The 21,191-nt window shown below is 61.4% G+C and carries 21 protein-coding genes; 5 read left to right on the top strand and 16 right to left on the bottom strand.

The window, feature by feature from the left end:
- The first annotated feature begins 38 nt into the window (after positions 1-38).
- The gene (locus QF039_RS16055) at positions 39-1,649 is read left to right on the top strand and encodes a hypothetical protein (RefSeq protein ID WP_008435854.1); all 1,611 of its coding nucleotides are present in this window, start codon (positions 39-41) and stop codon (positions 1,647-1,649) included.
- A 293-nt stretch (positions 1,650-1,942) separates the two neighbouring features.
- Positions 1,943-2,746, top strand: a complete 804-nt coding sequence (gene dkgB / locus QF039_RS16060; protein ID WP_008435855.1) for a 2,5-didehydrogluconate reductase DkgB — start codon at positions 1,943-1,945, stop codon at positions 2,744-2,746.
- Here dkgB and QF039_RS16065 read toward each other — a convergent pair.
- From QF039_RS16065 to QF039_RS16130, 14 genes are all read right to left on the bottom strand, one after another.
- On the bottom strand, positions 2,743-3,174 hold the full coding sequence (locus QF039_RS16065) for a chemotaxis protein CheY (protein WP_307519419.1): 432 nt from the start codon (positions 3,172-3,174) through the stop codon (positions 2,743-2,745). The genes dkgB and QF039_RS16065 overlap by 4 nt on opposite strands.
- A 135-nt stretch (positions 3,175-3,309) precedes the next feature.
- Entirely contained in the window at positions 3,310-6,945 is a 3,636-nt protein-coding gene (locus QF039_RS16070) for a transporter substrate-binding domain-containing protein (protein ID WP_102604872.1), read from the bottom strand.
- Position 6,946: 1 nt separating this feature from the next.
- A complete protein-coding gene (locus QF039_RS16075; RefSeq protein WP_003211560.1) occupies positions 6,947-7,573 on the bottom strand; it encodes a response regulator transcription factor in 627 nt (208 codons plus the stop codon).
- 293 nt (positions 7,574-7,866) lie between these two features.
- Entirely contained in the window at positions 7,867-8,583 is a 717-nt protein-coding gene (locus QF039_RS16080; protein WP_003211562.1) for an MgtC/SapB family protein, read from the bottom strand.
- Between the two features lie 581 nt (positions 8,584-9,164).
- Entirely contained in the window at positions 9,165-9,767 is a 603-nt protein-coding gene (locus QF039_RS16085) for a GNAT family N-acetyltransferase (protein ID WP_307519423.1), read from the bottom strand.
- 12 nt (positions 9,768-9,779) lie between these two features.
- A complete protein-coding gene (locus QF039_RS16090; protein WP_003211564.1) occupies positions 9,780-10,121 on the bottom strand; it encodes an FKBP-type peptidyl-prolyl cis-trans isomerase in 342 nt (113 codons plus the stop codon).
- Positions 10,122-10,143: 22 nt separating this feature from the next.
- Positions 10,144-10,764, bottom strand: coding sequence for a hypothetical protein (locus QF039_RS16095; RefSeq protein ID WP_023658938.1), 621 nt, complete (start codon positions 10,762-10,764; stop codon positions 10,144-10,146).
- 232 nt (positions 10,765-10,996) lie between these two features.
- On the bottom strand, positions 10,997-11,452 hold the full coding sequence (locus QF039_RS16100) for a RidA family protein (protein ID WP_102604868.1): 456 nt from the start codon (positions 11,450-11,452) through the stop codon (positions 10,997-10,999).
- Positions 11,449-12,333, bottom strand: coding sequence for a PhzF family phenazine biosynthesis protein (locus QF039_RS16105; protein WP_003211571.1), 885 nt, complete (start codon positions 12,331-12,333; stop codon positions 11,449-11,451). The genes QF039_RS16100 and QF039_RS16105 overlap by 4 nt, the downstream gene beginning before the upstream one ends.
- A complete protein-coding gene (locus QF039_RS16110; RefSeq protein ID WP_102369372.1) occupies positions 12,330-13,370 on the bottom strand; it encodes an ABC transporter substrate-binding protein in 1,041 nt (346 codons plus the stop codon). The genes QF039_RS16105 and QF039_RS16110 overlap by 4 nt, the downstream gene beginning before the upstream one ends.
- A 25-nt stretch (positions 13,371-13,395) precedes the next feature.
- Positions 13,396-14,160 carry an ABC transporter permease gene (locus tag QF039_RS16115; RefSeq protein WP_008435867.1) on the bottom strand — a complete coding sequence of 255 codons (765 nt, stop codon included), beginning with the start codon at positions 14,158-14,160 and terminating at the stop codon, positions 13,396-13,398.
- Complete coding sequence (locus QF039_RS16120; protein ID WP_307519431.1) at positions 14,157-14,975, bottom strand: ABC transporter ATP-binding protein; 819 nt, start codon at positions 14,973-14,975, stop codon at positions 14,157-14,159. The genes QF039_RS16115 and QF039_RS16120 overlap by 4 nt, the downstream gene beginning before the upstream one ends.
- 133 nt (positions 14,976-15,108) lie before the next feature.
- Positions 15,109-15,912 carry an AraC family transcriptional regulator gene (locus tag QF039_RS16125; RefSeq protein WP_003211578.1) on the bottom strand — a complete coding sequence of 268 codons (804 nt, stop codon included), beginning with the start codon at positions 15,910-15,912 and terminating at the stop codon, positions 15,109-15,111.
- 196 nt (positions 15,913-16,108) lie between these two features.
- The gene (locus tag QF039_RS16130; RefSeq protein WP_003211580.1) at positions 16,109-17,077 is read right to left on the bottom strand and encodes a hypothetical protein; all 969 of its coding nucleotides are present in this window, start codon (positions 17,075-17,077) and stop codon (positions 16,109-16,111) included.
- Positions 17,078-17,252: 175 nt separating this feature from the next.
- On the opposite strand from QF039_RS16130, the gene QF039_RS16135 reads away from it, so the two are divergent.
- From QF039_RS16135 to QF039_RS16145, 3 genes are all read left to right on the top strand, one after another.
- The gene (locus QF039_RS16135; RefSeq protein WP_307519434.1) at positions 17,253-18,749 is read left to right on the top strand and encodes a helix-turn-helix transcriptional regulator; all 1,497 of its coding nucleotides are present in this window, start codon (positions 17,253-17,255) and stop codon (positions 18,747-18,749) included.
- 132 nt (positions 18,750-18,881) lie between these two features.
- The gene (locus tag QF039_RS16140; protein ID WP_003211583.1) at positions 18,882-19,133 is read left to right on the top strand and encodes a CsbD family protein; all 252 of its coding nucleotides are present in this window, start codon (positions 18,882-18,884) and stop codon (positions 19,131-19,133) included.
- A gap of 11 nt (positions 19,134-19,144) precedes the next feature.
- Complete coding sequence (locus QF039_RS16145; protein WP_003211585.1) at positions 19,145-19,414, top strand: DUF1652 domain-containing protein; 270 nt, start codon at positions 19,145-19,147, stop codon at positions 19,412-19,414.
- A 96-nt stretch (positions 19,415-19,510) separates the two neighbouring features.
- Here QF039_RS16145 and QF039_RS16150 read toward each other — a convergent pair whose 3' ends face one another.
- Both QF039_RS16150 and QF039_RS16155 read right to left on the bottom strand, forming a co-directional pair.
- A complete protein-coding gene (locus tag QF039_RS16150) occupies positions 19,511-20,704 on the bottom strand; it encodes an MFS transporter (RefSeq protein ID WP_102369374.1) in 1,194 nt (397 codons plus the stop codon).
- 153 nt (positions 20,705-20,857) lie between these two features.
- Entirely contained in the window at positions 20,858-21,166 is a 309-nt protein-coding gene (locus QF039_RS16155) for an RcnB family protein (RefSeq protein ID WP_003211589.1), read from the bottom strand.
- Positions 21,167-21,191: the final 25 nt, after the last annotated feature.

Below are 21,191 nucleotides of genomic sequence, written 5' to 3' on the forward strand. Positions count from 1 at the left end.
CCAGGGTGCGGCTTTACCTGCTTGCAAGGAGCGCGATGATGTCCAGGTTACGCTTGAGTGTTTTATCGCTGCTGACCAGTGTGGTGCTGAGCCTGTTCGCCATGCAGGCCGCCTACGCATCCCCCACTTCCGACGCCGACGCTTGCGTGCAGCAACAGTTGGTGTTCAACCCGAAAAGCGGCGGCTTCCTGCCGATCAACAACTTCAACGCCACCGGCCAGAGCTTCATGAATTGCTTTGGCTGGCAGTTGTTCATTGCCCTGAACTGGCCGGTGAATCCCGGTTGGCCAGCCACACCTGCCCTCGCGGGTGAGCCGGACATGAACAGTACCCTGGCGCAATTCGGCGTACCGACTGCCTCCGGGCAGCCGATGAGCGTGGCGCCGGTATGGGCCAGCTACAAGGATGCCAACGATATCTTCCTGCCCGGCGCGCCCGCGCCCACCGGCTGGGGCGTGCAAACCCTGGTGCCGTCCAATTGCAGCACCCAGGGCAGCCTCAGGGCGATGTCGGTGGGGGCGCGCAAGTTCATGACCGCCACCTCCGAAAGCGCGATCAACGCGCGGCATGGGTTTCACCTGTCCAGCGGCACCCTGGCCTCGATTCCGGACCCGATCATGGAAGCCTCCGGCGGCTGGCTGACGGACCAGTCGCAGAACCTGGTGTTTTTTGAACGCAAGGTGGGCAAGGCCGAGTTCGACTACATCGTCAGCAAAGGGCTGTACGACGCGGCCAACCAGCTGAAAGTCGCGCAGAACCTCGACAACCAGAACCCCGGCGGGCTGTCCTTGCCCATCGGTGAACCCATGCGCTCGCTGCCGCCCAACCCGGTGCCGCAGGAGCAACTGGGAGCTCTGGAGGTCAAGGCAGCATGGCGAATCCTCACCGGCAAACCCGAGCTCTACGGACGTTACCTGACCACCGTCGCCTGGCTCAAAAACCCGGCCACCTTGCAGTGCACCCAGCAAGTGGTGGGCCTGGTGGGCCTGCATATCATCAACAAGACCCAGGCCTCGCCCAACTTCATCTGGACCACCTTCGAGCAGGTAGACAACGTGCCGGAACCCGACCAGGTGCCGCCACAACAAACGCCGCCCGACAGCTTTGCCTTCAACAACCCGAACTGCGGCACCGGCCCCGAATGCACGCCGAACGTGGCGCGTATCCAGTGCAAGCAGCAGCATCCGGACCGCGACTGCACCGAGCCGTTTCCACGGGACCAACCCGTGCAGACCACCCGGGAACATCCGCTGCCCACTGAACTGCAGGCGCTTAACGGCGCGGTGCAGGCCAATTTCGCCCAGCAGAGCCAGGGCAAGTCGGTGTTCCAGTACTACAAACTGATCAACGTACTCTGGACCCTCACCCCCAACCCGCCCACCCAGCCGGAACCGGGTGTCAGTGCGCAAGTGCCGCTGTCCTACGGGCCGTTTATCAGCCAGGGCAACGTACCGGTGGCCAACACCACCCTGGAGACCTACGTCCAGGGCGATAACTGCAATGCCTGTCACCAGTACGCGACCATCGCCGGCAGCTCGACCCTGGCCTCGGACTTTTCGTTCCTGTTCAACAGTGCCGATTCGGCCAGCAAGAAAAGCCTGGTCAAGCGCGTAAAAGCCTTCCAGACCCTCAAGGACGGTTCACCCTGAACTCGACTGTTCAGACCGCTGCTCAAGGTTTCTCGGTGCTGTAAGGCCTTGAGCATTTGGTCCTTGCGCTAGCTCCTGCTGGTTAAAAGAGGCGCCCCTTATCAAGCGACGCCCGAAATGTCCGACAGCCCCCCGCATCTACCCGGTAAGACCGCTCTCGAGGGATATCGTGTGGCCACCCACCGGCCACTCATGACTTTTGGTAAAGAGTCCTTTTCGGATTCAGCGGTTTTTCCGAAGGAACGAGAGGCCGATACTCGACTCCATTGTTCACATCACTTCAGGAGTCACTCATGTCCATTCCCGCATTCGGCCTAGGCACGTTCCGCCTGCAAGGCCAGGTCGTCATCGACTCCGTCAGCACCGGCCTGGAGCTGGGCTATCGCGTCATCGACACCGCACAAATCTACGAAAACGAAGCCGACGTCGGCCAGGCCATCGCCGACAGCGGCATCCCACGGGACGAACTGTTCATCACCAGCAAGATCTGGATCGCCAACTTCGCCGAAGGCCAGCTGATTCCCAGCCTCAAGGAAAGCCTGCGCAAACTCCAGACCGACTACCTGGACCTGACCCTGATCCACTGGCCATCGCCGGAAGACCAGGTACCGGTCGCCGAGTTCATGGGCCAGTTGCTGGAAGCCAAGCGCCAGGGCCTGACCCGTCAGATCGGTATTTCCAACTTCACCGTCGACCTGATGAAGCAGGCAATTGCCGCCGTCGGTGCCGAGCACATCGCGACCAACCAGGTGGAACTGCACCCGTACCTGCAAAACCGCACCGTGGCGGAGTTTGCCAAGGCCCATGGCATCCAGATCACTTCCTACATGACCCTGGCCTACGGCGAAGTGCTGAAGGACCCGGTGATCCAGCAGATCGCCGAACGTCATCAGGCAACCCCGGCGCAAGTGACCCTGGCGTGGGCCATGCAACTGGGCTACGCGGTGATCCCGTCGTCGACCAAGCGCGCCAACCTGGCCAGCAACCTCAAGGCTCTGGACCTGACCCTGAGTGACGCTGACATGACGCAGATCGCCGCCCTGGAGCGTGGCCATCGGCTGACCAGCCCCAAAGGCATCGCGCCGAACTGGGACTAAGCCGCAGGGCTGCCGGACAACTCCCGCAGCCACGGCAACACCCGCAACCCGTCGGTGGCTGACGGCGGGTCGATGATGTCCATGAAGTGTTCAAGGTTGATGCTGTCCGGGGTACCCGGCAGGCGCACCAGCAGGGTTGGTGCGGCGGCCGGCGTGCCCAGTTCGCCGATATCGTAGACCAGCACATGGCGAATCTGCGGGTGCTGTTCCTGGAAGGCCAGCACCCCGCCGTCGCTGTCTGCCAGCCCGGCGTTGATGATCAGCACATCGAACGGCCTGGCCGGAATCGCCGTGAGGATCCGCACTTCTTCGAACGTCTGCACCGGAACGATGCGGTAGTAGCCCAGTTGGTTGAGCATTTTTTCGATGTACAGTCGTTGCAGATGCTGTTCATCGGCGATCAGGAGGGTCAGTGCTTTGTTTGGCATGGCGAACACCTGAGCAAGAAGCGCTCGTGAAGGACTGGACGCACTATTTTCCAGACATATTCCGAAGACTAAATAAGGCATGTTCCACCTTCACGTAGGAGTTGTCCCAAACAGCTCAATGCCCCTCCGCACCGGTCAAGTCTGATTGCAATACCCCGACAGCGCGTGGTGCAGGTGCGCGAGCGCTTCATCCATGCCATCGACGGCACTGGCCAATTCGTCGCGGGCCTGACGTTCACAAACGCTTTCCAATACCTCGCAGCAAACCATCAGTGCATGGGCCTTGACCATCTTTGCCCCGCCCTTGGTGCGATGGGCCAGGTCATGCAGGCCGGCAAAGTCTGCCTTGCGTTGCAGGTTCACCAACTGCCCATGGTCTGCCTCAAGGCTGTCGAGCAAGGGCGCCAGCAACTCCTTCACCGCGTCGATATCCCCGCCGGTCAGTTTCTCAAGGTGGCTCAAGTCAAAGTCTGCCGCCAGCTCATCCGTGGTGCCGGGCGCCACCGAAGGTGTGGCCGTGCGCCGCGCCAGGGCCGCATGCAAATCCTCAAGCCCGGTGGGTTTGAACAGGCAGCCATCCATGCCCGCCTGCCGGCAGCGCTCGGCTTCCTCGGGCTGGGCGTTGGCGGTAAACCCCAGCAACAGGCACGGCGCCAGGCCACGCTCGCCCTCAAGGGTGCGGATATCCCGCGCCAACTCATAACCGTCCTTGAACGGCATATTGCAGTCGGTAATCACCCCGTCAAAATGCCCGGACAGCCACAACTCAAGCCCCTCGACGCCATCTTCGGCGGTGGTGATCCGGTGCCCCAGGAAGCTCAATTGCCGGGCCAGCAGCAGCCGGTTGGCCGGGTAGTCATCCACCACCAGAATGTTCAGCGCGTGGGCCGGCGGAGTTTCCACGGCAACCGGTACGGGCGGCATCAGCGTGGTGTCGGCGACTGCCAGCTCCAGGGTGACATCCACCCGAGTGCCCTGCCCCAGCAGGCTGCTCAATTGCAATTGTCCCCCCATCATCTCGCACAGGTTGCGGCTGATGACCAGGCCCAGGCCCGAACCGCTGCGCGCCGATTGCGCAGTGTTGCTGCCCTGGATAAACGGGTTGAACAGGCGCTTCTGGTCTTCGACACTGATGCCGATGCCGGTGTCTTCCACCCACAGCCTTAGGTTCAAGTAGCCGCTGGCAATCGCCGACGAGCCGGACGCGCCAAGCCGCACCCGGCCGTGAGGGGTGAACTTGATCGCGTTGCTCAAAAGGTTCGACACCACTTGCTTGAAGCGCATCGGGTCCACCAGCACGTACCGATCAATCAGCGGGTCGAGCTCCACCTGCAGTACCAGGCCCCTGGCCCGCGCCAGCCCCTCGAAAACCCGCGCCACCGACGCCAGCAACTCGTGCAGGTTCGAAGGCTCGAGGGTCAGGGACAGGTGGCCCGATTCTATACGCGCGATATCGAGGATATCGCCGATCAATTCCAGCATGCCCCGCGACGCATCGGCGGCCACCTCCAGCGCATCGCGGTCGGCCCGGTTCTGCTCGGCGGCTTTCAGGGCCAGTTCGATCATGCCGATCACGGCGTTCATGGGCGTGCGGATTTCATGGCTCATGGTCGCGAGAAACGTGGTCTTGGCGCGGTTGGCCGCGTCGGCATCCTCCTTGGCCTCCTGCAACTGGCCGAGCAGTTGCTGCCTTTCGCTGACATCCACCCAGCCGGCGATCATGCCCACCACCTGCTCATTACCGTCGCGGTACGGCAGCATCCAGTGGTAGATGGTCAGGACCGCACCGCCCGGCACCTTGAGCACGCGGTCCTGGATCTGTGGCTCGCCCCGCTCCATCAAGCGCAGGTAATCCTGATGAAAAGACTCGGCCTGGGGGCGATTGCCGGTGTCGGTCTCGACCACGGTTTTACCGGTCACGTCCTCCAGCTTGAAACCGAACACATCAAGGTAAGCGCTATTGCACGCCATCAGCCGGCCCAGGCGATCACGCACATAAATCGGATGGGGTGTGCCGTCGATCAGCACGCCCATAAAGCGCATCTGATCACTCAGCGCCCGTTCGGCCTCGACGCGCTTGCGTATCAGCTGACGCAGATAAATCGCCCAGCCGAGGGTGATCAGCAACAGCAGCGCCGCCAGGCTGAAACCTTGAATAATCGCATTGCGGTGCCGCGCCCAGTAGCTGTCTTCAACCAATACCTCGCTACGCCAGTGGCCAGCCAATTCGTCCATTTCCTGGGGCGTAATACTCAGCAGCGCCTTGTCGAGGATCGAATACAACTCCAGTTGGCTGCGGTTGACGCCAAAGGCTATACGGGCCGGCTCGGACCCGACCGTGCTGGTGATCCGCAACCGGTCACGGTACTCGCGGGCAATCATGTAGCGGGCGCTGATCAAGGTATTGACGGCGGCATCGGCACCGCCATCGGCCACCAGCTCCATGCCGTGCTCGGGGTTCTCGACGTCCACGAACTTGATGCTCGGATAGTCCTGGGCGATGCCCTCCTGCAGGCTATTGCTGCCAATCAGCGCCAGGCGCTTGCCGGCCATGTCTTCCAGGGTAAGGGGGCTGCCGTCATCAATGCGACTGACCAACACAAACGGATTGGTCAGGTAAGGCCGGGTAATGCGTACCTTGTCCGTGCGCTCGACGCTGGGGGTGACCACCGCGATCATGTCTGCACCACCGGTGTTGACCCTGTCGATTTGCCGGAGCATCGAGGTGCCGGGAATGAAGTCAAACTTCAATCCCGTGCGCAAGCTGATGCGGGCCAGCACCTCGGCGCTCAACCCTTCGAACGCGCCCTGCTTGTCGATAAATGAAACCGGCAGGAACTTGTCGAGTACCGCGACCTTGATCCTCGGGTTCTTGTCCAGCCAACGCTGTTCACTGGCACTCAAGCGCAACCGGTCCGGCCCCAGGAACCCAAGGTTGCCGGCACTCCAGCGCCGCAGGATTTCCATCTGCTCGCTGACCGGGATCACCGCCAGTGCCGCGTTGATGATCGGCAGCAAGCGCGCGTTGTCCCGGGAAAATGCAAACGCGAAGGGATTGACCTCAAGTGACGAGAAGTCGGCCATGCGGACGTTGTTCAGGTGGTTCCTGTTGATCAGGTAGTTGGTGCTGATTGCATCGCCGAGGTAAACATCTGCATGGCCGAACGCAACCGCGCCGATGGCCTCGAAGGTTGAAGGGAACAGCTGGATCCGGGCATTGGGGTAAAACGCCTGCACCGCGTCAGGCTGCATGTAGTGATAAAACATCGCCACACGTTTATCGGCCAGGTCGCTGCTCAGGCCCTGGCTGTCACCCGTGCGGGTGACCAGGGTCGGTTGATCCATGGCATAGGAGCGCGAGAGTACCAACTGCGGGTCTGCCGCCTCGTAGCCGTTGGCAGATCCCACAAAATCCACCTCGCCACGCTTGAGCGCGGTGATGACTTCATCGCGATTGTCGTAGCGGCGCACTTCTATCGTGATGTTCAGCGCATCGGCGATCAGCGACGCGTAATCCGCCGTAATCCCCTCGAGTTCATCGCTGGTGCTCAACTCGAATGGTGCGTAGTCGGGCCCAGAGATCCCCATCAACAACCGGCGCCGTTCGCGCAGCCAGCTCCACTGCGTTTCATGCAGCCGTACGGCGGGCGTTTCAATGACTGAATGCCCCAACAGATACAGGGTGCGTGGCTCGCCAAGCGCCAGGCCTTGTGTGCAGAGCGCGCCCAGCAGCACACTTGCGCTGAGCCACAAGACCCGAAAGTTGATCATTTCAGATCAGATGATTGCGCTGGGCGAACTTGGACAAATGCACCACCGACGACATCCGCAGCTTCTCCTTCAGTCGGGTTTTATAAGTGCTGATGGTCTTGTGGCTGAGCAACATGTCCTCGGCAATTTCCTTGTTACCCAACCCCAGCGCCAGCTTCTGCAGTACGGTCAGCTCGCGGTCGGAAAGCTCTGCCACCAGGTCCTGCTCGGTGGATTGCAAATCGTCGCGGCGCACCGAGCTGGTGGGCAGGCTCGGAAAGCAGCTGTAGTTGGACATCACGGCCTTGATCGCTTTTTGCAGCTCATCCAGCTCGCCGGTCTTGGCGACAAACCCCATCGCGCCGGCACGCATGCAGCGGGTGGAAAAAAACACCGCCAGGTAGGACGTCAGCACCAGGATCTTGCACGGCAGGCCCAGCGCCTTGATCCGGCTGATCACCTCCAGGCCACCCAGCTTCGGCATCGCCAGGTCGAGGATGATCAGTTCGGGGCGTTCCTCCCGGGCAATCTGCATGGCATCGGCGCCGTTGCCGGCCTCGAAGATCGTGTCGAAGCCTTCCTGCTTCAGCAGATAGCGGACGGTTGCGCGGATAAATGGATGGTCATCCACGATTAAAGCTTTGCTCATAAGGCTCCCCTGGGAGGATTCAGTACCGTTACACATCACACGGGACCTATCTACCTGTGAGAAATGACAGTTCCGACGAACGGAACTGAACAGTCCTACAAGCAGCAGTCGGGTCCCTCCATTTGAACAGCGCATAACCCTAGGTAGGCGGCACCTGCGTGCCTGGCTAGTCGCAAGCGCGCAACCTTACCAATGGAACGGCGTAACAACTGAAGGGATAGTCCCAGCTGAATGTAGGACTTTTCCTCACCATAAGCATAGTAAAGAGCCGGTCCCGGGGGCGCCAAGGCGGCCTAGTCGGTGGTACTCGGACTCCAGAACGCTTGCACCACAAGGGCTGAAGTGGAAATACGCGCCACCAGCGCATCCAGTTCGTCGCCGTCTACCGAGGTCACGGCCAGCGTCGCCTCGATTTCCACCTCTTCAGGACCAAAGGGACGTACGTCCACATCACTGGCCGGGTAGTTGCAGCGAGCGAGTTCGGCTTCGAGCAAGGCCAATACCGCCTTCTGCTGGGTACGCCGGGCTACCACATACAAAATGTTGGTCACCTCGGCCGACACCACGTCCAGTGGCTGGCGGTTGATGTTATTGACGATCGGGCGCAGCAGCGTGTTGGCCGCCAGCACAAACAGCGTACCGAGCAGCGCTTCGAGGATCAGGTCGGCACCGGCACAGGCACCCACCGCCGCCGACGCCCAGAGCGTGGCCGCAGTATTCAGGCCGCGCACGTTGCCTTCTTCACGCATGATCACACCGGCACCGAGAAAACCGATGCCCGAGACCACATAGGCCACGACCCGCACCGCCCCTTCGGCGCCGCCCAGGCGGTTGGCCATGTCGACGAAAATCGCCGCTCCCACCGCCACCAGCACGTTGGTGCGCAGCCCCGCCGTGCGCTGGCGGTACTGACGCTCAAACCCGATCAGGCCACCGAGAATGAAGGCCGCGGTGAGGCTGACCAGCGTGTCGATCAGCGAGTTGAGGTTGATGTTGTTGATTGCTTGCATAGGCGTCTTCCCTATTCATGACCAGCCAAACTTACGCGAGGAAACCTTCGGCCAGGTACGACCATCCTGGGCCGTGATTGAGTCACGGGCACGACAGGACAGGCCCGCCCGTCGCAAACGACAGGCGCGTCCGCAGTACCGCGATGCAAGGCATCACGTACTGTTAAGCGTCGATGAGAGGGAATTCGGAATCGGGCCAGGACTGGCCGCCATCGAAATGCCGCTTCTCGCTTCTGGGCGAGACAACGGCATCGGAAAAATGCGCGTTATCTTGCCAAGTATGTGCCGGTTATCGAGACCGGCCGACGACTGTCACTCGAACAAGTACCCACTGAGGGTCTCCGCTATTGATGAAAACGCGCGAAGCTTACGCTCCGAATTAATGAGAGTAAACCGTAGGAAAATTTACCCGATGGGTTTGGGCAGGTTCTTCAGGGAGGGTTCAGGTACGCACCACTGCGCAGCTCTCCCCCCCGTAGCAGCTGTCGAGCCCAAGCGAGGCTGCGTCGGCCACACTGCGATCACCAAGCCAGACACTCCACCGAGTAGCCGAACGCAGCCTCTCCCAGGCTCGACAGCTGCTACGCAGAAGACGGTCGATCACGCTCCACCAGCGCCAAATACTCATTGATCGCCCCACCCGCCAACGCCTTCACCTGAATGGAAACCCGATTCACCTGCCGCCCCATCTCGATGCCATCCCGAGTCCGCACCTGAACATACCCAAGCCGGGGCCAGAACCGCTCAGCCTTGACGTTCCCCACCACCACCGTCAACCGCAACCAGCGTGCGCCCAGGCTCACTACCCAATCCTGGAAATCGGCATGCAACTGCCGCGCAAAACCGCTGCCATGCAACGGCGTGGCCACCAACAGCAACCCGATATGCCAAACCCCGACCGCCAACAGATCCGACGCCACATTCACCACCGCAACCAACTGCCCTTCGGCATTGCGGTAGCCAATCCAATACATCCGCGTGTAGCTCCAGGTGTCGGGCAGTTGAAGAGTCAACTCATCCCGAGCCTCCGTGGGTGTGGCTGGCTCACCGTTGACCGCGAGAAAATATTCCGGGGCTGCTTCGAAAAAGCGCTGCAACTCGGCTTCATCCTCAAGGGTCAGCTCAACCACCCGAATGCCCGCTATCGAACTGCGCGGCAACTCCGCTGCTTCAACAACATCCATGTTCACCGCCCCTCAATCATCCCGCGTCAGTACTTCCAGCAACTCAATCTCAAACCGCAAATTACTGTTGGGCGTGATATGCGCCCCCATCGAGCGCTCGCCGTAGGCCAGGTGCGCCGGCACAAACAACGTGCGAATGCCGCCAACTTTCATGCCCATCAGCCCCTGGTCCCAGCCCTTGATGACGCGACCGGTGCCGATCACGCATTGAAACGGCTTGCCGCGTTCCCATGAGGAGTCGAACACCGTGCCGTCTTCCAGAGTGCCGGTGTATTGCGTGGTGATCAGGGCGCCTTTGACCACGGTTTTGCCGTCGCCGAGGCGGATGTCGGTGATTTCCAGTTCGGTGCTCATCGTGCTCTCCCGCTATCCAAAGTCACAGCCAATGCCAGAACCGGCTCCAGAACCCACGCCCCAGATCATTCTTGCAGCCCGCATATTGCGCCGCATACATCTGCGAACGCGCCTGCACCTTCCCCGCCACCGGCATCAGCCAGGCTTTGCTCGCGTAGGTACGCTGCCGGTAACCGCCCCAGCCTTCGTGGTAATTCAGGTACTGGCCGTAGGCATCGTATTTGTATACGCCGTTGATGGTGTAGGTCTTGTCCATGTACCAGCCGACAAAGTCGATGGCGTCGTCAAAGTCCTGCCGGCTGGCGCCGTAGCGTCCGGTGCTTTTCTGGTAGTCGCTCCACACTTCGTCCTTGGCCTGGGCGTAGCCGGAGGCCGTAGACACACGACCCCAGGGGATGATCCACAGCAGGTACTTGCGTGGGGTCTTGGCGTCCTGCCGGAAGCCCGATTCCTGATACATGATCGCGAACGGCACCTGGATCGGCACGCCCCAGCGCGCCTGGGTCACCTTGGCGGCGTCGTACCAATCGTCTTTTTCGCGGAAGATGCCGCAGATGTCGTTGGGGGTGCGGGGTGGCGAGGTGCCGCATCCCGCCAATAAGGCGGTGAGCAGCAACAGCCCTGCGGTTTTTCCTGCGTTCAAAAGCTCACCGTCTCGTCGTGAGAATAAAAGGCGGGCAGTTTACTCGTTCGCCGGGGTTCCTGCAGAGGTGAAAGCAACACGAATCCTGTGGCGAGGGAGCTTGCTCCCGCTGGAGCGCGAAGCGCTCCCGGACCGGTTGACGCGGTATGCCCGAGGCACTGCGATCATCGGTTTTGGGGCTGCTGCGCAGCCCAGCGGGAGCAAGCTCCCTCGCCACATTTTGGTGGGTGGTTCAGGCAGTGACGACCGCCGTCAGTTCCAGTTCCAGCAGGCCGTTGCTGGGTAATCCCGCCACGCCCACCGCCGAACGCGCATGCCGGCCGTGCTCGCCAAACAGCTCAATCAACAGTTGCGAGGCGCCGTCGACAACCTTGGAGAAGCCCTGGAAACCTTCCCCGCCAAACACAAACCCGCGAACGAACAGGATGCGCTCGACGTTCTCCAGCCCCACCGCCTGGTCCAGCACGCTCAAGGCCCGCAGCACACAGGTCTGCCCTGCTTCGTTGACCAACTCCGTAGAGGTCTGGTCCGTCACCGGCCCGGTAATCACGCTGTCACCCTGCCGACAAACCTGCCCGCTGACATACGCCACGCCTCCATGAATCGTCACCGGCACGTAGTCCCCCTTGGGGCTCGGCGCTTCGGGTAATTCCAGCCCGAGGGCTTGCAGTTTTTCGCGCACGCTCATGCCGGTTCCTCGACAAATTCCACATGCCCACCCAGCCAGCAACCTTGCACCTGCCCCGCTGCATCCCGGCGAAACCGCAGGGAGATTTGCGAAGGTCGGCCCATGGCCCGGCCCTGGCGGATGTGCACTGGGCGATCATCTGCCGTCACCAGGCCATTCTCCAACAAGCCAAACGCCAACGCGGCAGCCGCGATGCCGGTGGCGGCGTCTTCCGGGTAACCCGAGGACTTGGGAAACTGCCGCGCATCAAATTGTCGCCCGTCCAGATCCGATGGCGCATAGGGGTACAAACCGGTGGAGCCGATGCGCTCGCACAGTTGCTGCATCCGCCGGTAATCCGGTTTCAGGCTATCCAGTACCGCCACGCTTTTCAGCGCGATCAGGGTTTTCACCCGGCTGGTGCAAGCGTTCTGGATCGGCAGCGGTGCCAGTTCGTTGGAAGTGATGCCGAGCACCGACAGAATCTCGGCCTCGACTTCGGCATCGTTCAACGCCTCGACCTGGCCCTTGGGCTGGCTGATTTCCACCTGGATATCCGGGGTGCCCGCAGCGGTGATCCGCGCATCCACCGGACCGCTCAGGGTCGATAACGTCAGGCGGTCCTTGTGCAGCATGCCCAAGCGATCCAGCAGCCACACCGCTCCCACGGTGGCGTGGCCGCACATTTCCATCTCGTGGTTGGGCACCCAGAAGCGCAAGGCAAAATCGAACTCGCTGCCAACCGGTGCGGCGAACACGAAGCCGCACTCATGGCCATAGTCGCGGGCGACCTGCTGCATGTCGGCATCGCTCATGCCATCGGCGACGGCCACGGTTGGCGCGGGGTTGCCGCCACGGGCGGTGGCGGGAAAAACATTGACCAGGTGAACCTCGGGCGTCATTTCGCCTCTCCCTGAAGGGTGGAAACAGTCGGCGCCACGGCGTCGACGATGGAGTTGGTGTAGACCTGCTGCGGGTCGAGTTCGACCGGGTCGCTCTCCACAGCGTTCATGAAGCGAATGTTTTTCTCAACGCCGTCTTTCTCGATGCGCGGCGTGGCCGGGTAGGACGGCAGCGAAGCGGTCCAGGCAGCATTGAAGATGGCGGCGTCGGTGTGGGCGAAATACGGGCGCACCGACTCGCGAGCCTTGTCCGGGTCGCTGGCAATCAGGTGTTCGGCACGCCACAGGGCGCGGACCATTTTTTCGGCCGTGACCTTGTTGCTGGCCAGCCAGTCTTCACGGGCAATCATCGCAGTGAAGAGGAAGCCGTCCAGGGGTTTGTATTCGCCCTTGGCCAGGTCCATCAACACAAAGCCGCCTTGCTTCTCGGCGGTGGTGATGGTGGGTGGCGACAGCGAGAAGCCGTTGATGCTGCCTTGGGAAAACGCCGCGAGCATGTTTGGCGCGCCGCCGATGGGCATGATGGTGAAGTCTTTGTCGGGGTTGAGCCCCGCATCCTTGGCCAGGTAGCGCACCAGCATGTCGGTGGTGCTGCCAGGGCCGGTGACGCCGATCTTCAAGCCCTTGAGGGCCTGGGCACGGGCGGCCAGGGATGAGGTGGCCGACACGCCGGCCTTTTGCGCCGAGGCACCGTCGATCACCACGGTGCTGCCGAACTGGGTTTGCACGGCGGCGAACGCCTGGACATTCTGGCCTTTGGTGCGGGCGCGCACCGCGACGGCGGGCAGGCCGACGTACGCATCCGCATCACGCCCCAGCACGGCGGTGAGCGCTGCCGAGCCGCCTTTCTGGAATACGATGACGTCCACATTCAGGCCTTCATCGGCGAAGTAGCCTTGCTTCTGCGCGACGTAGATCGGCACATAGAGGAAGCCTTCGCTGGGGAACGCCAGGGTGACTTTGGTCAGGTCCCGGGCCTGCGCGGCGGGCAGGCAGGAAGCGAGTAAAACGCTGGCGATGAACAGTGGTTTGAACATGATCAAGCTCCGCAAAAATAAGGGGTTAAACCGCAACTTCACGTTCCGCTTCGTTGGCCTTCCACGGCATCAACTTGCGTTCTGCCAGCTTCACCGCCGTGTTCAGGATCAGCGCGAGGGCGATGATCCCCACCAGTGCGGCAAATACACCGGCGGTATCGAACTGCGAGGCTGCATCCGAGAGCAGGTAGCCCAGGCCCCGGTTGGCGGCGATGATCTCGCCCACCAGCGCGCCGATCAGCGCATAGGGCACCGACAGGCGCAGGCCGGTGAATACCCAGGTGAAAGCGGACGGGATGACCACCATGGTCAACAGGTCGCGCTCCTTGGCGCCCATCAGGCGCAGGATGGTCAGTTGCTCGCGGGACACGTTGCGCACGCCGCTGTAGGTGTTGAGGAACACCAGGAAGAACACCACGGCCGCGGTCAGGATGACTTTCATCGGCAAGCCGATGCCGAACCAGAGGATGAACAGTGGCGCCAGCGCGACTTTCGGCAAGCTGTAGAAGGCGGTCAGGAACGGGTCGAGAATATCCGCCAGCAGCTTGGCGCGGCCCAGCACCAAACCGGCGATCAAGCCTGCGAGGGAGCCGAAGAAAAAGCCCAGCACGGCTTCCAGGGTGGTGATGCCGGCGTGATAGAAGAACACCCCGTTCATGAGGATTTTCCACAGGCTTTGCGCCACCGCCGAAGGCCGGCTGATGAAAAATTCCACGCCGAACCAGCGGGACACACACTCCCAGAACACCAGCAGGAAAATCAGGAACAGCAAGCGATAGACCTGGATCATACGACCTCCAGCGAGTGAGCCAATGAGGCGGGATCGGCAGCACCGGCGACGTCGGGCGCCAAGCGTTTCCAGAGGGCGGCGCAGAGTTCCACGTAGCGTGGGTCAGAGCGCAATTGCACCAGGTTGCGTTCACCGCCCAAGGGAATATCGAGCACATGGTCGATGGTGCCCGGGCGACCGGCGAACACCACGCAGCGGTCCGCCAGCGCGATGGCTTCATCGACATCGTGGGTGACGAACAGCACGGTTTTATTGAGCTTGCGGCACAGGCGCAAGAGTTCGGTCTGCAGGGTCAGGCGCATCTGCGCATCAAGGGCGCCGAAGGGTTCGTCCATCAGCAGGGTTTCCGGGTCGCTGGCCATCAAACGCGCCATGGCCGCGCGTTTGCGCATGCCGCCGGAAAGCTGGTTGGGGTAGCTTTCGCCAAAACCGGTGAGGCCCACCAGCGCCATCAGCTCCTCGACGCGGCTGTCGATTTGAGACTTGGGCATGCGGCGGATTTGCAGCGGCACGGCGATGTTGCCGGCCACGGTGCGCCACGGCAGCAAGTGGTCGGCCTGGGTCATGTAGCCGACACGGGTGTTGACGCCCTTGACCTCGGTGCCGTCGTAATGCACCTGGCCCTCCGTGGGGCCGAAGAGCCCGGCGGTCATGTTGAGCAAGGTGGACTTGCCGCACCCCGAAGGGCCGACCAGGGTGATGATTTCGCCCCGCTGAACTTCAAGCGATACGTTGCGCACGGCCACAAACTGGCGGCCCTCGACTTTGAAGCTTTTTTGCACCCCTGCGAAGCTGATAAAGGGTTTTACACTCACCGCCCCTCCTCGTCCGGTAGGCCGGACTTGTTTGTTGTTGACGGGGTGAGGATGAACGGATGACGGATTTGCGGCGCACGGGATCGGGCCGGATCATGCGCGGGATCGGGACATCAAAAAAGTTGAGGCGGTATCAGCCGCGGCGCCACTCATCCGGCGACACGCCCAGCACCCGGCGAAACACATGGGCCAGGTGTGACGGTGACTCATAGCCGACGTTATTGGCGATCTCCAGCACCGACATGCGGGTGTGCCGCAACAACGTCTGCGCGCGCTCCAGGCGCAGGCGCTGGACGTACGCCAGCACCGTCTCGCCGGTGTGCAGCGCGAACAGCCGGGTCAGATGGCGGCGCGACATGTGAAACGTCTCGGCGATTTCATCCAGCCCCGGCGCATGTTCGAGGTTGCCTTCCACGTACGCCTTGACGTCACGCACCAGCATGGCGCCGTGGCGCTCGGTAGATGAGCGTTGCAGACTCGGCTGGCTGAGGGAAATCGCCAGGCATTCGAGCAGCAGCAAGTGATCGGCCTGGGCCACCTGGCGGCGGCGGTCGATGTACAGGTCGGGTTGGCTGAAGGCTTTTTTTGCCAGGAGCAGATGGTGCAACGGCGCGGAGGTTTGCCAGATGCCCAGGGTGGGCACGCGCAGCAAGCGGTTGGCGTCACCGGACAGGTCACGCAAGGCGTAGTGCATGTAGTCGGGGTCGACGTAGAACGCCACGTGGCCCTGGCTGGCGGTGAGTGACGAGGAGGAATGGCTGGATTGCGGCGGCACCAGTACGAACTGGCGGTCGATCACCGAGGTGGTGCGCCCGCTTTCTTCATCCTTGAAACGCAACAGGCCGTGCTCGGGCACCATCAGCATGAATTCGTCGTGGGCATGGGCCCCGGTTTCATAGGCGCCGTTGGAGTTGAAGACGCTGTAGATGTCGCGCATCGCCAGGCACTGCCAGTGGATGTTGGAGTGCTGACACTAGCATGTTTGGTGCCAGCGAAGCATTGTGGCGAGGGAGCTTGCTGCCGCTGGACCGGGCTGGCGCTCCAGTGCGTAGCGCTCCCCTCTTTTTTGGGGCCGCTTCGCAGCGCCCAGCGGGAGCAAGCTCCCTCGCCACATAAATCACCTCAGGTCATGATCAGGCCAACGGTACACGACGGGTGGAAATCGCCAGGCGACCCACGCCGAAGCTCAACGCTGCGCCCAGCAGCAACATCAACAAGGTGCTCCACGCAGCACGGGACAGTTGCTTGGCCGCGACTTCACCGGCTTCACGGGCTTTCTGTTCAGCCTGTTGCTTCAGTTCGTCAACCTTCTGCACGGCCTGCTGGTAGGCCTGGGCGTAGTTGTCGACAATCTGGGTGGCCTCAGCCTGGCTCTTGCCGGTACGGGCCGCAACAATATTGACCAGTGCCTGCTTGTCCGCCGCGTTCAACGCCGGCTCACCGGAAGCCTTGACCCGCTCGAACCACTGCTTCAATTCATCACCAGCCTGGGCTGGGTTGGTCGCGGCATCGTTGGCCGACTGCTTGCCGTCCGCAGCCGCCTGATCGGCTTTTTGCTCAACGTTGGCCGGGTCCAGTTCAGGTTTGCCGCTCTGCTTGAGCAGTGTGTCGAGCTGACCTTGCAGGCTGTTCCAGTCCAGCTTGATGCCCTGCTCATTCAGTTGCTGCTTGACGCTGTCGCTGATACCCGGCGCCACGGCGGCGATCCCGCTGCCGGCAGCCGACAGGCCCTTGCCGACGACATTGCCCGCCGCTCCCACAACGCTGGTGGCCAGCGCGGCCAGCAGCCAGGTGGTGAGCAAGGTGGTGATGGTCCAGCTCAGCACGCCGTGCAGGCCGCCGCGATCCGGCGCAGTACGCCCGGCCACGAATGCACCGGCACCGATTGCCAGCAGCGTCGAGACAAACAGCCAGATCCCGGCACCGGTGCCGAAACCACTCAGCGGGTTACCCGCGGCCATCGGGTCTATCGCGCTGGCGCCAATCGCGGTGCCGAGTACGCTCAATACCAGATAGGTCACCAGGGCAATTGCACTACCGGCCAATACCGAGCCCCAGGACACACGAAACAGCGAACGGTTGGTTTCATAGACAGTGGTCATGTTAAATCCTTTGAACAGTGGGTAGGTGGCCAGTTTGGCGAGGCACCTGCCCTGCGGTCTCGACACAATTGCACTAGGCGCACTGGTGCATTCGCACCCCGCGCCGGGCACTTTCTCTGCACTATCCTGAGCCTCAGGTGTCGTACTTCCCATGCGACTTACCCCAGGAGAAACCATGAGCCAGGCCGTCCTCGCCAAAGAAACCAACCGCCGCCAACTGCAGCAGATCATCTCCGGCTTGTCCGATGGGGTGATCCTCGCCGAGGCCGACCAGACCATACTCTGGGCCAATGAAGCCGCGCTGCTGATGCATGGCGTGGATAAAGTCGAAGACCTGGGTGCCAACACCAAGGAATACGCCGCGCGCTTTGCCTTGCGGTATCGCAACAACCACCCGTTGGTGCTGGAGAGTTATCCTCTGAGCCGGGTGGCAGACGGTGAAGAGTTCAGCGATGTGGTGGTGGAAGTCACCCCCACCGGCGACGAGGAAAAAGTCTGGGTGCATCGCCTGCGCAGTCTGGTGCTCGACGACGCGTCGGGCGAGCCGGAATTGCTGGTGTTGATCCTGAGCGACGCCACCGAATGGGCCAGCGCCGAACAGCGCTTCGAAAAGACCTTCAATGCCAACCCGGCGCCGGCGGTGATTTGCCGCCTGAGCGACCTGCGCTACATCAAGGTCAACCAGGGCTTCCTGGAGATGACCGGCTACAACCGCGACCAGGTGATCGGCCACTCGGTGTATGAACTGGACGTGCTGGAACAGGCCGAAAACAAGGACCTGGCCGTCAAGCGCCTGGGCGAAGGCGCGACCATTCCACAGATGCAAGCCGAACTGAAACTGCCCGAAGGCGGCAGCAAACTGGTGATCGTGGCGGGCCAGCCGCTGGACATGAATGAGGAAGACTGCATGCTGTTTTCCTTCACCGACCTGGAGCCTCGCCGCAAGGCCGAAACCGCCCTGCGTCAGAGCGAGGAACGCTTCGCCAAGTCGTTCCGCCTGACGCCGGTGCCGACCCTGGTGTGCAACGCCGCCAACCGCCAGGTGGTGGATATCAACGAAGCCTTCATGACCATCACCGGCTATACCAGTGAAGAACTGATCGGCAAATCCATCGAAGACATCGACTTTATCGACAGCCCCCAGGCCTGCACGCAACTGTTCACCACCCTGGAAAAAGCCGGCAACCTCGACGGCCTCGACCTGAAGATCCGCAAGAAAGGCAATGAGCTGATCGACTGTGTGCTGTCTGCCGACACCGTCAGTATCCAGGATGTGCCCTGCTACCTGCTGGTGCTGATGAACATCACCGAACGCAAGCGCTCCGAGCTGGAACTGGTGGCCGCGATCGAGGAAGTGATGCAGGACGCCTCATGGTTCAGCCAGACGCTGATTGAAAAACTGGCCAACGCCAAGAGCGTCAACAGCCCCAATGTACCGAACATTTCCTTTACCGACCTGACCGCCCGCGAGCGCGACGTACTGGGGTTGATTTGCGAAGGCCTGGCCGACAAGGAAATTGCTTCGCGCCTGAAACTGGCACCCAACACCGTGCGTAACCATGTGGCCACGGTGTACTCCAAACTGGGGGTGCATAGCCGTAGTGCAGCCATCGTGTGGGCCCGTGAGCGCGGGCTGTTTGCCGGTGAGTTGCGGGTTAAAAAGCCGAAATAGAGTGCAAATGCACTAGTGCGACCGGTGCAAATTCGCCTTATTGCGCGGGGGTGCACTGCTTAACCTTGAAGGGCGGGCACAGGGCTTCGGGTCCTGTGCCGTTGAGATGTCATGCCCTTTAAGGAATCCATCATGAAAAGCGAACAAGTCAAAGGCGCCGTGGAAAAAGTGGCCGGCAAGGCTCAAGGTTTTCTGGGTGATCTGACCGGTGACGAACGTCTCCAGGCCGAGGGTGTAGCTCGCCAGGCCGCTGGCCAGTTGCAGCAAACCTACGGTGACGCGCTGGACACCGTCGGCGATTTCGCCAAGCAAAAACCCCTGGCAACGGTTGCGATCGTCGCCGGTGTCGGCCTGCTGCTGGGCCTGTTGCTGCGTCGTCGCTGAGGAGAACCCTGATGTTTACGCTCTCCCAACTGCGCAACTGCATCGAAGAGGCCCTGTCGCCCCTGACCTGCGAATTCACCCTGTGCCGTGACGCGTCGTTGACGCTCAAGGTCTTCGACGCCGAAAGCGGCCGGGTGGATTTGGTGGTCACCGGGATCAGCGTCAACAAGCTGCAGACCCCGCAGGAAGTGGAAAAGATGGTCGACGAGTTGCGGTACGAATTGCAGAGCAACACCGTCGGTAAACTCAGGCTGGATGACCTGCCGCTGCGCCCTTTGTAGGAGCGGGCTTGCTCGCGAAAAACGCCCGGGCACCGCGTTCATTCAGGCGTGGCGCGTTCGCGTTATCGTTAACGACCTTCACGAGCAAGCGTGCTCCTACAGTATGTCGCGGGCTTTCAACGACGCCCCGATAAAATAGAACACCCCTCCCCCGACAATGAACGCTGCCAACATGTAGAACATGTAGTGGGCCGGCAGGTTGGCCAGCACCAGCCCGCACAGCACCGGCCCCAACGCAGCGCCGAGGTTGGAGAGGTTTTGCGCCCCGTAGTACATGCCCCGCAGGTTGTCCGGGGCGATGCGGTCGATGAACATGTACTCGGCCGGAAACACCACGATTTCGCCCACGGTGAAAATCGCCATCGCCAGGATCCACCACCACACGTTGCTCGCCAGGGCAAAGCCAATCACCCCCAGCATGAACATGCCCAGGCCGAAGATCAGCCACTGGCTCAGGTAGCGGTGGGAAATGCGCCGGCCAATCGCGTATTGCAGGGCAATCACCAACACCGCGTTGGTGGTGAGTACCGCGCTGATGATGGTGTAGGTGTATTCGGCGGTAGTGGTGGTCACCAGGTACTGCGACAGGTACGCGGTGAACTGGCCGAACACCACGGCACTGAGCAGGCCGCCGACGGTGAAGCACACCAGTCGGTGATCCCGCAGCAATACACGCCCCACCGCGAGGAACGACACCGGCTTTTGCGTGGTGTCTACCGTGGCCAGCGTGCGGTCGCCCCAACGCCAGTACAGCAGGAAAAAACCGAAGCCCAGGACCGCCGACAGGATAAACGGCAAGCTGATATCGAGCTTGGCCACCATCGCGCCAAAAAACGGCCCTACGGCATAGCCGATATTGGTCAGGGTGTACTTGATGGAAAACGCTTCGCTGCGCTCATCTTCCGGCAACAGGCTGGCAAACCCGGACTTGATCGCGATGTCGATCACCGCGTACGCCAGGTTGATCAGGATCAGGCAACTGTAGAACGACCAGATTTCCCGGGCCAGCACCGTGCCGATAAACCCCAGGGCAAACACCACACTCAAGCTGAGCAATAGCCTGTAGCTATTGATGCGGTCTACCAGGAAACCGCCGTAGACACTCAGCAGCGAGCCGACGATCAGCGAGCTGCCGATCACCAGGCCGACCTGGCTGATGTCGAGGGCAAAGTGGTTGGTGAGGTAGATCACCAGGTACGGAAAGGTGATGGCCTTGGCCAGGGTGAGGATCAGCGTGGCCGACAACAACAGGTTCACGGTACGCGGGTAATTTCTTATTGTGGCAAGCATCCTGCTCTCATTCCAATCAAGGTAAAGGGACCATTGCGGCCCGCAGCGGACGTACCTTAACGCAAAACAAGAAGAAAAAAATGCTGATTTATGCATTTATGCAAAAATCAAATCCAGCGGGATGAAGCGCGATCACCCATCCCGCCGAACGCTTTATTTTTTAACGGGGGTGATGTCGAGAATCGTGCCGTTGGTGGTTTTGAGCAATACGTACTTGTCGTTCACTCGAGCCCACTGGCTGTCTTCTTCCGGCTGCTTCAGGCCACGTTTCTTCCAGTCGGCAATGGCCGACTCCTTACGCATCAGAATGTCTGGCGCGCGGTCTCCCGTCTTGAGGTCGCGGGTATTGATATTCGAAGGCTGCACGGTTTTTTGCGGAGTATCCGCGGCCTGGACGGTGAGACTCGCGGCGGACAGGCTCGCGGCAACCAGCAGGCAGGCAACAAGGGATTTGGACTTCATGGGCACTTCCTTCAATGAATGACGC

This window comes from Pseudomonas sp. W2I6 (assembly GCF_030815935.1).
Lineage (GTDB): Bacteria > Pseudomonadota > Gammaproteobacteria > Pseudomonadales > Pseudomonadaceae > Aquipseudomonas.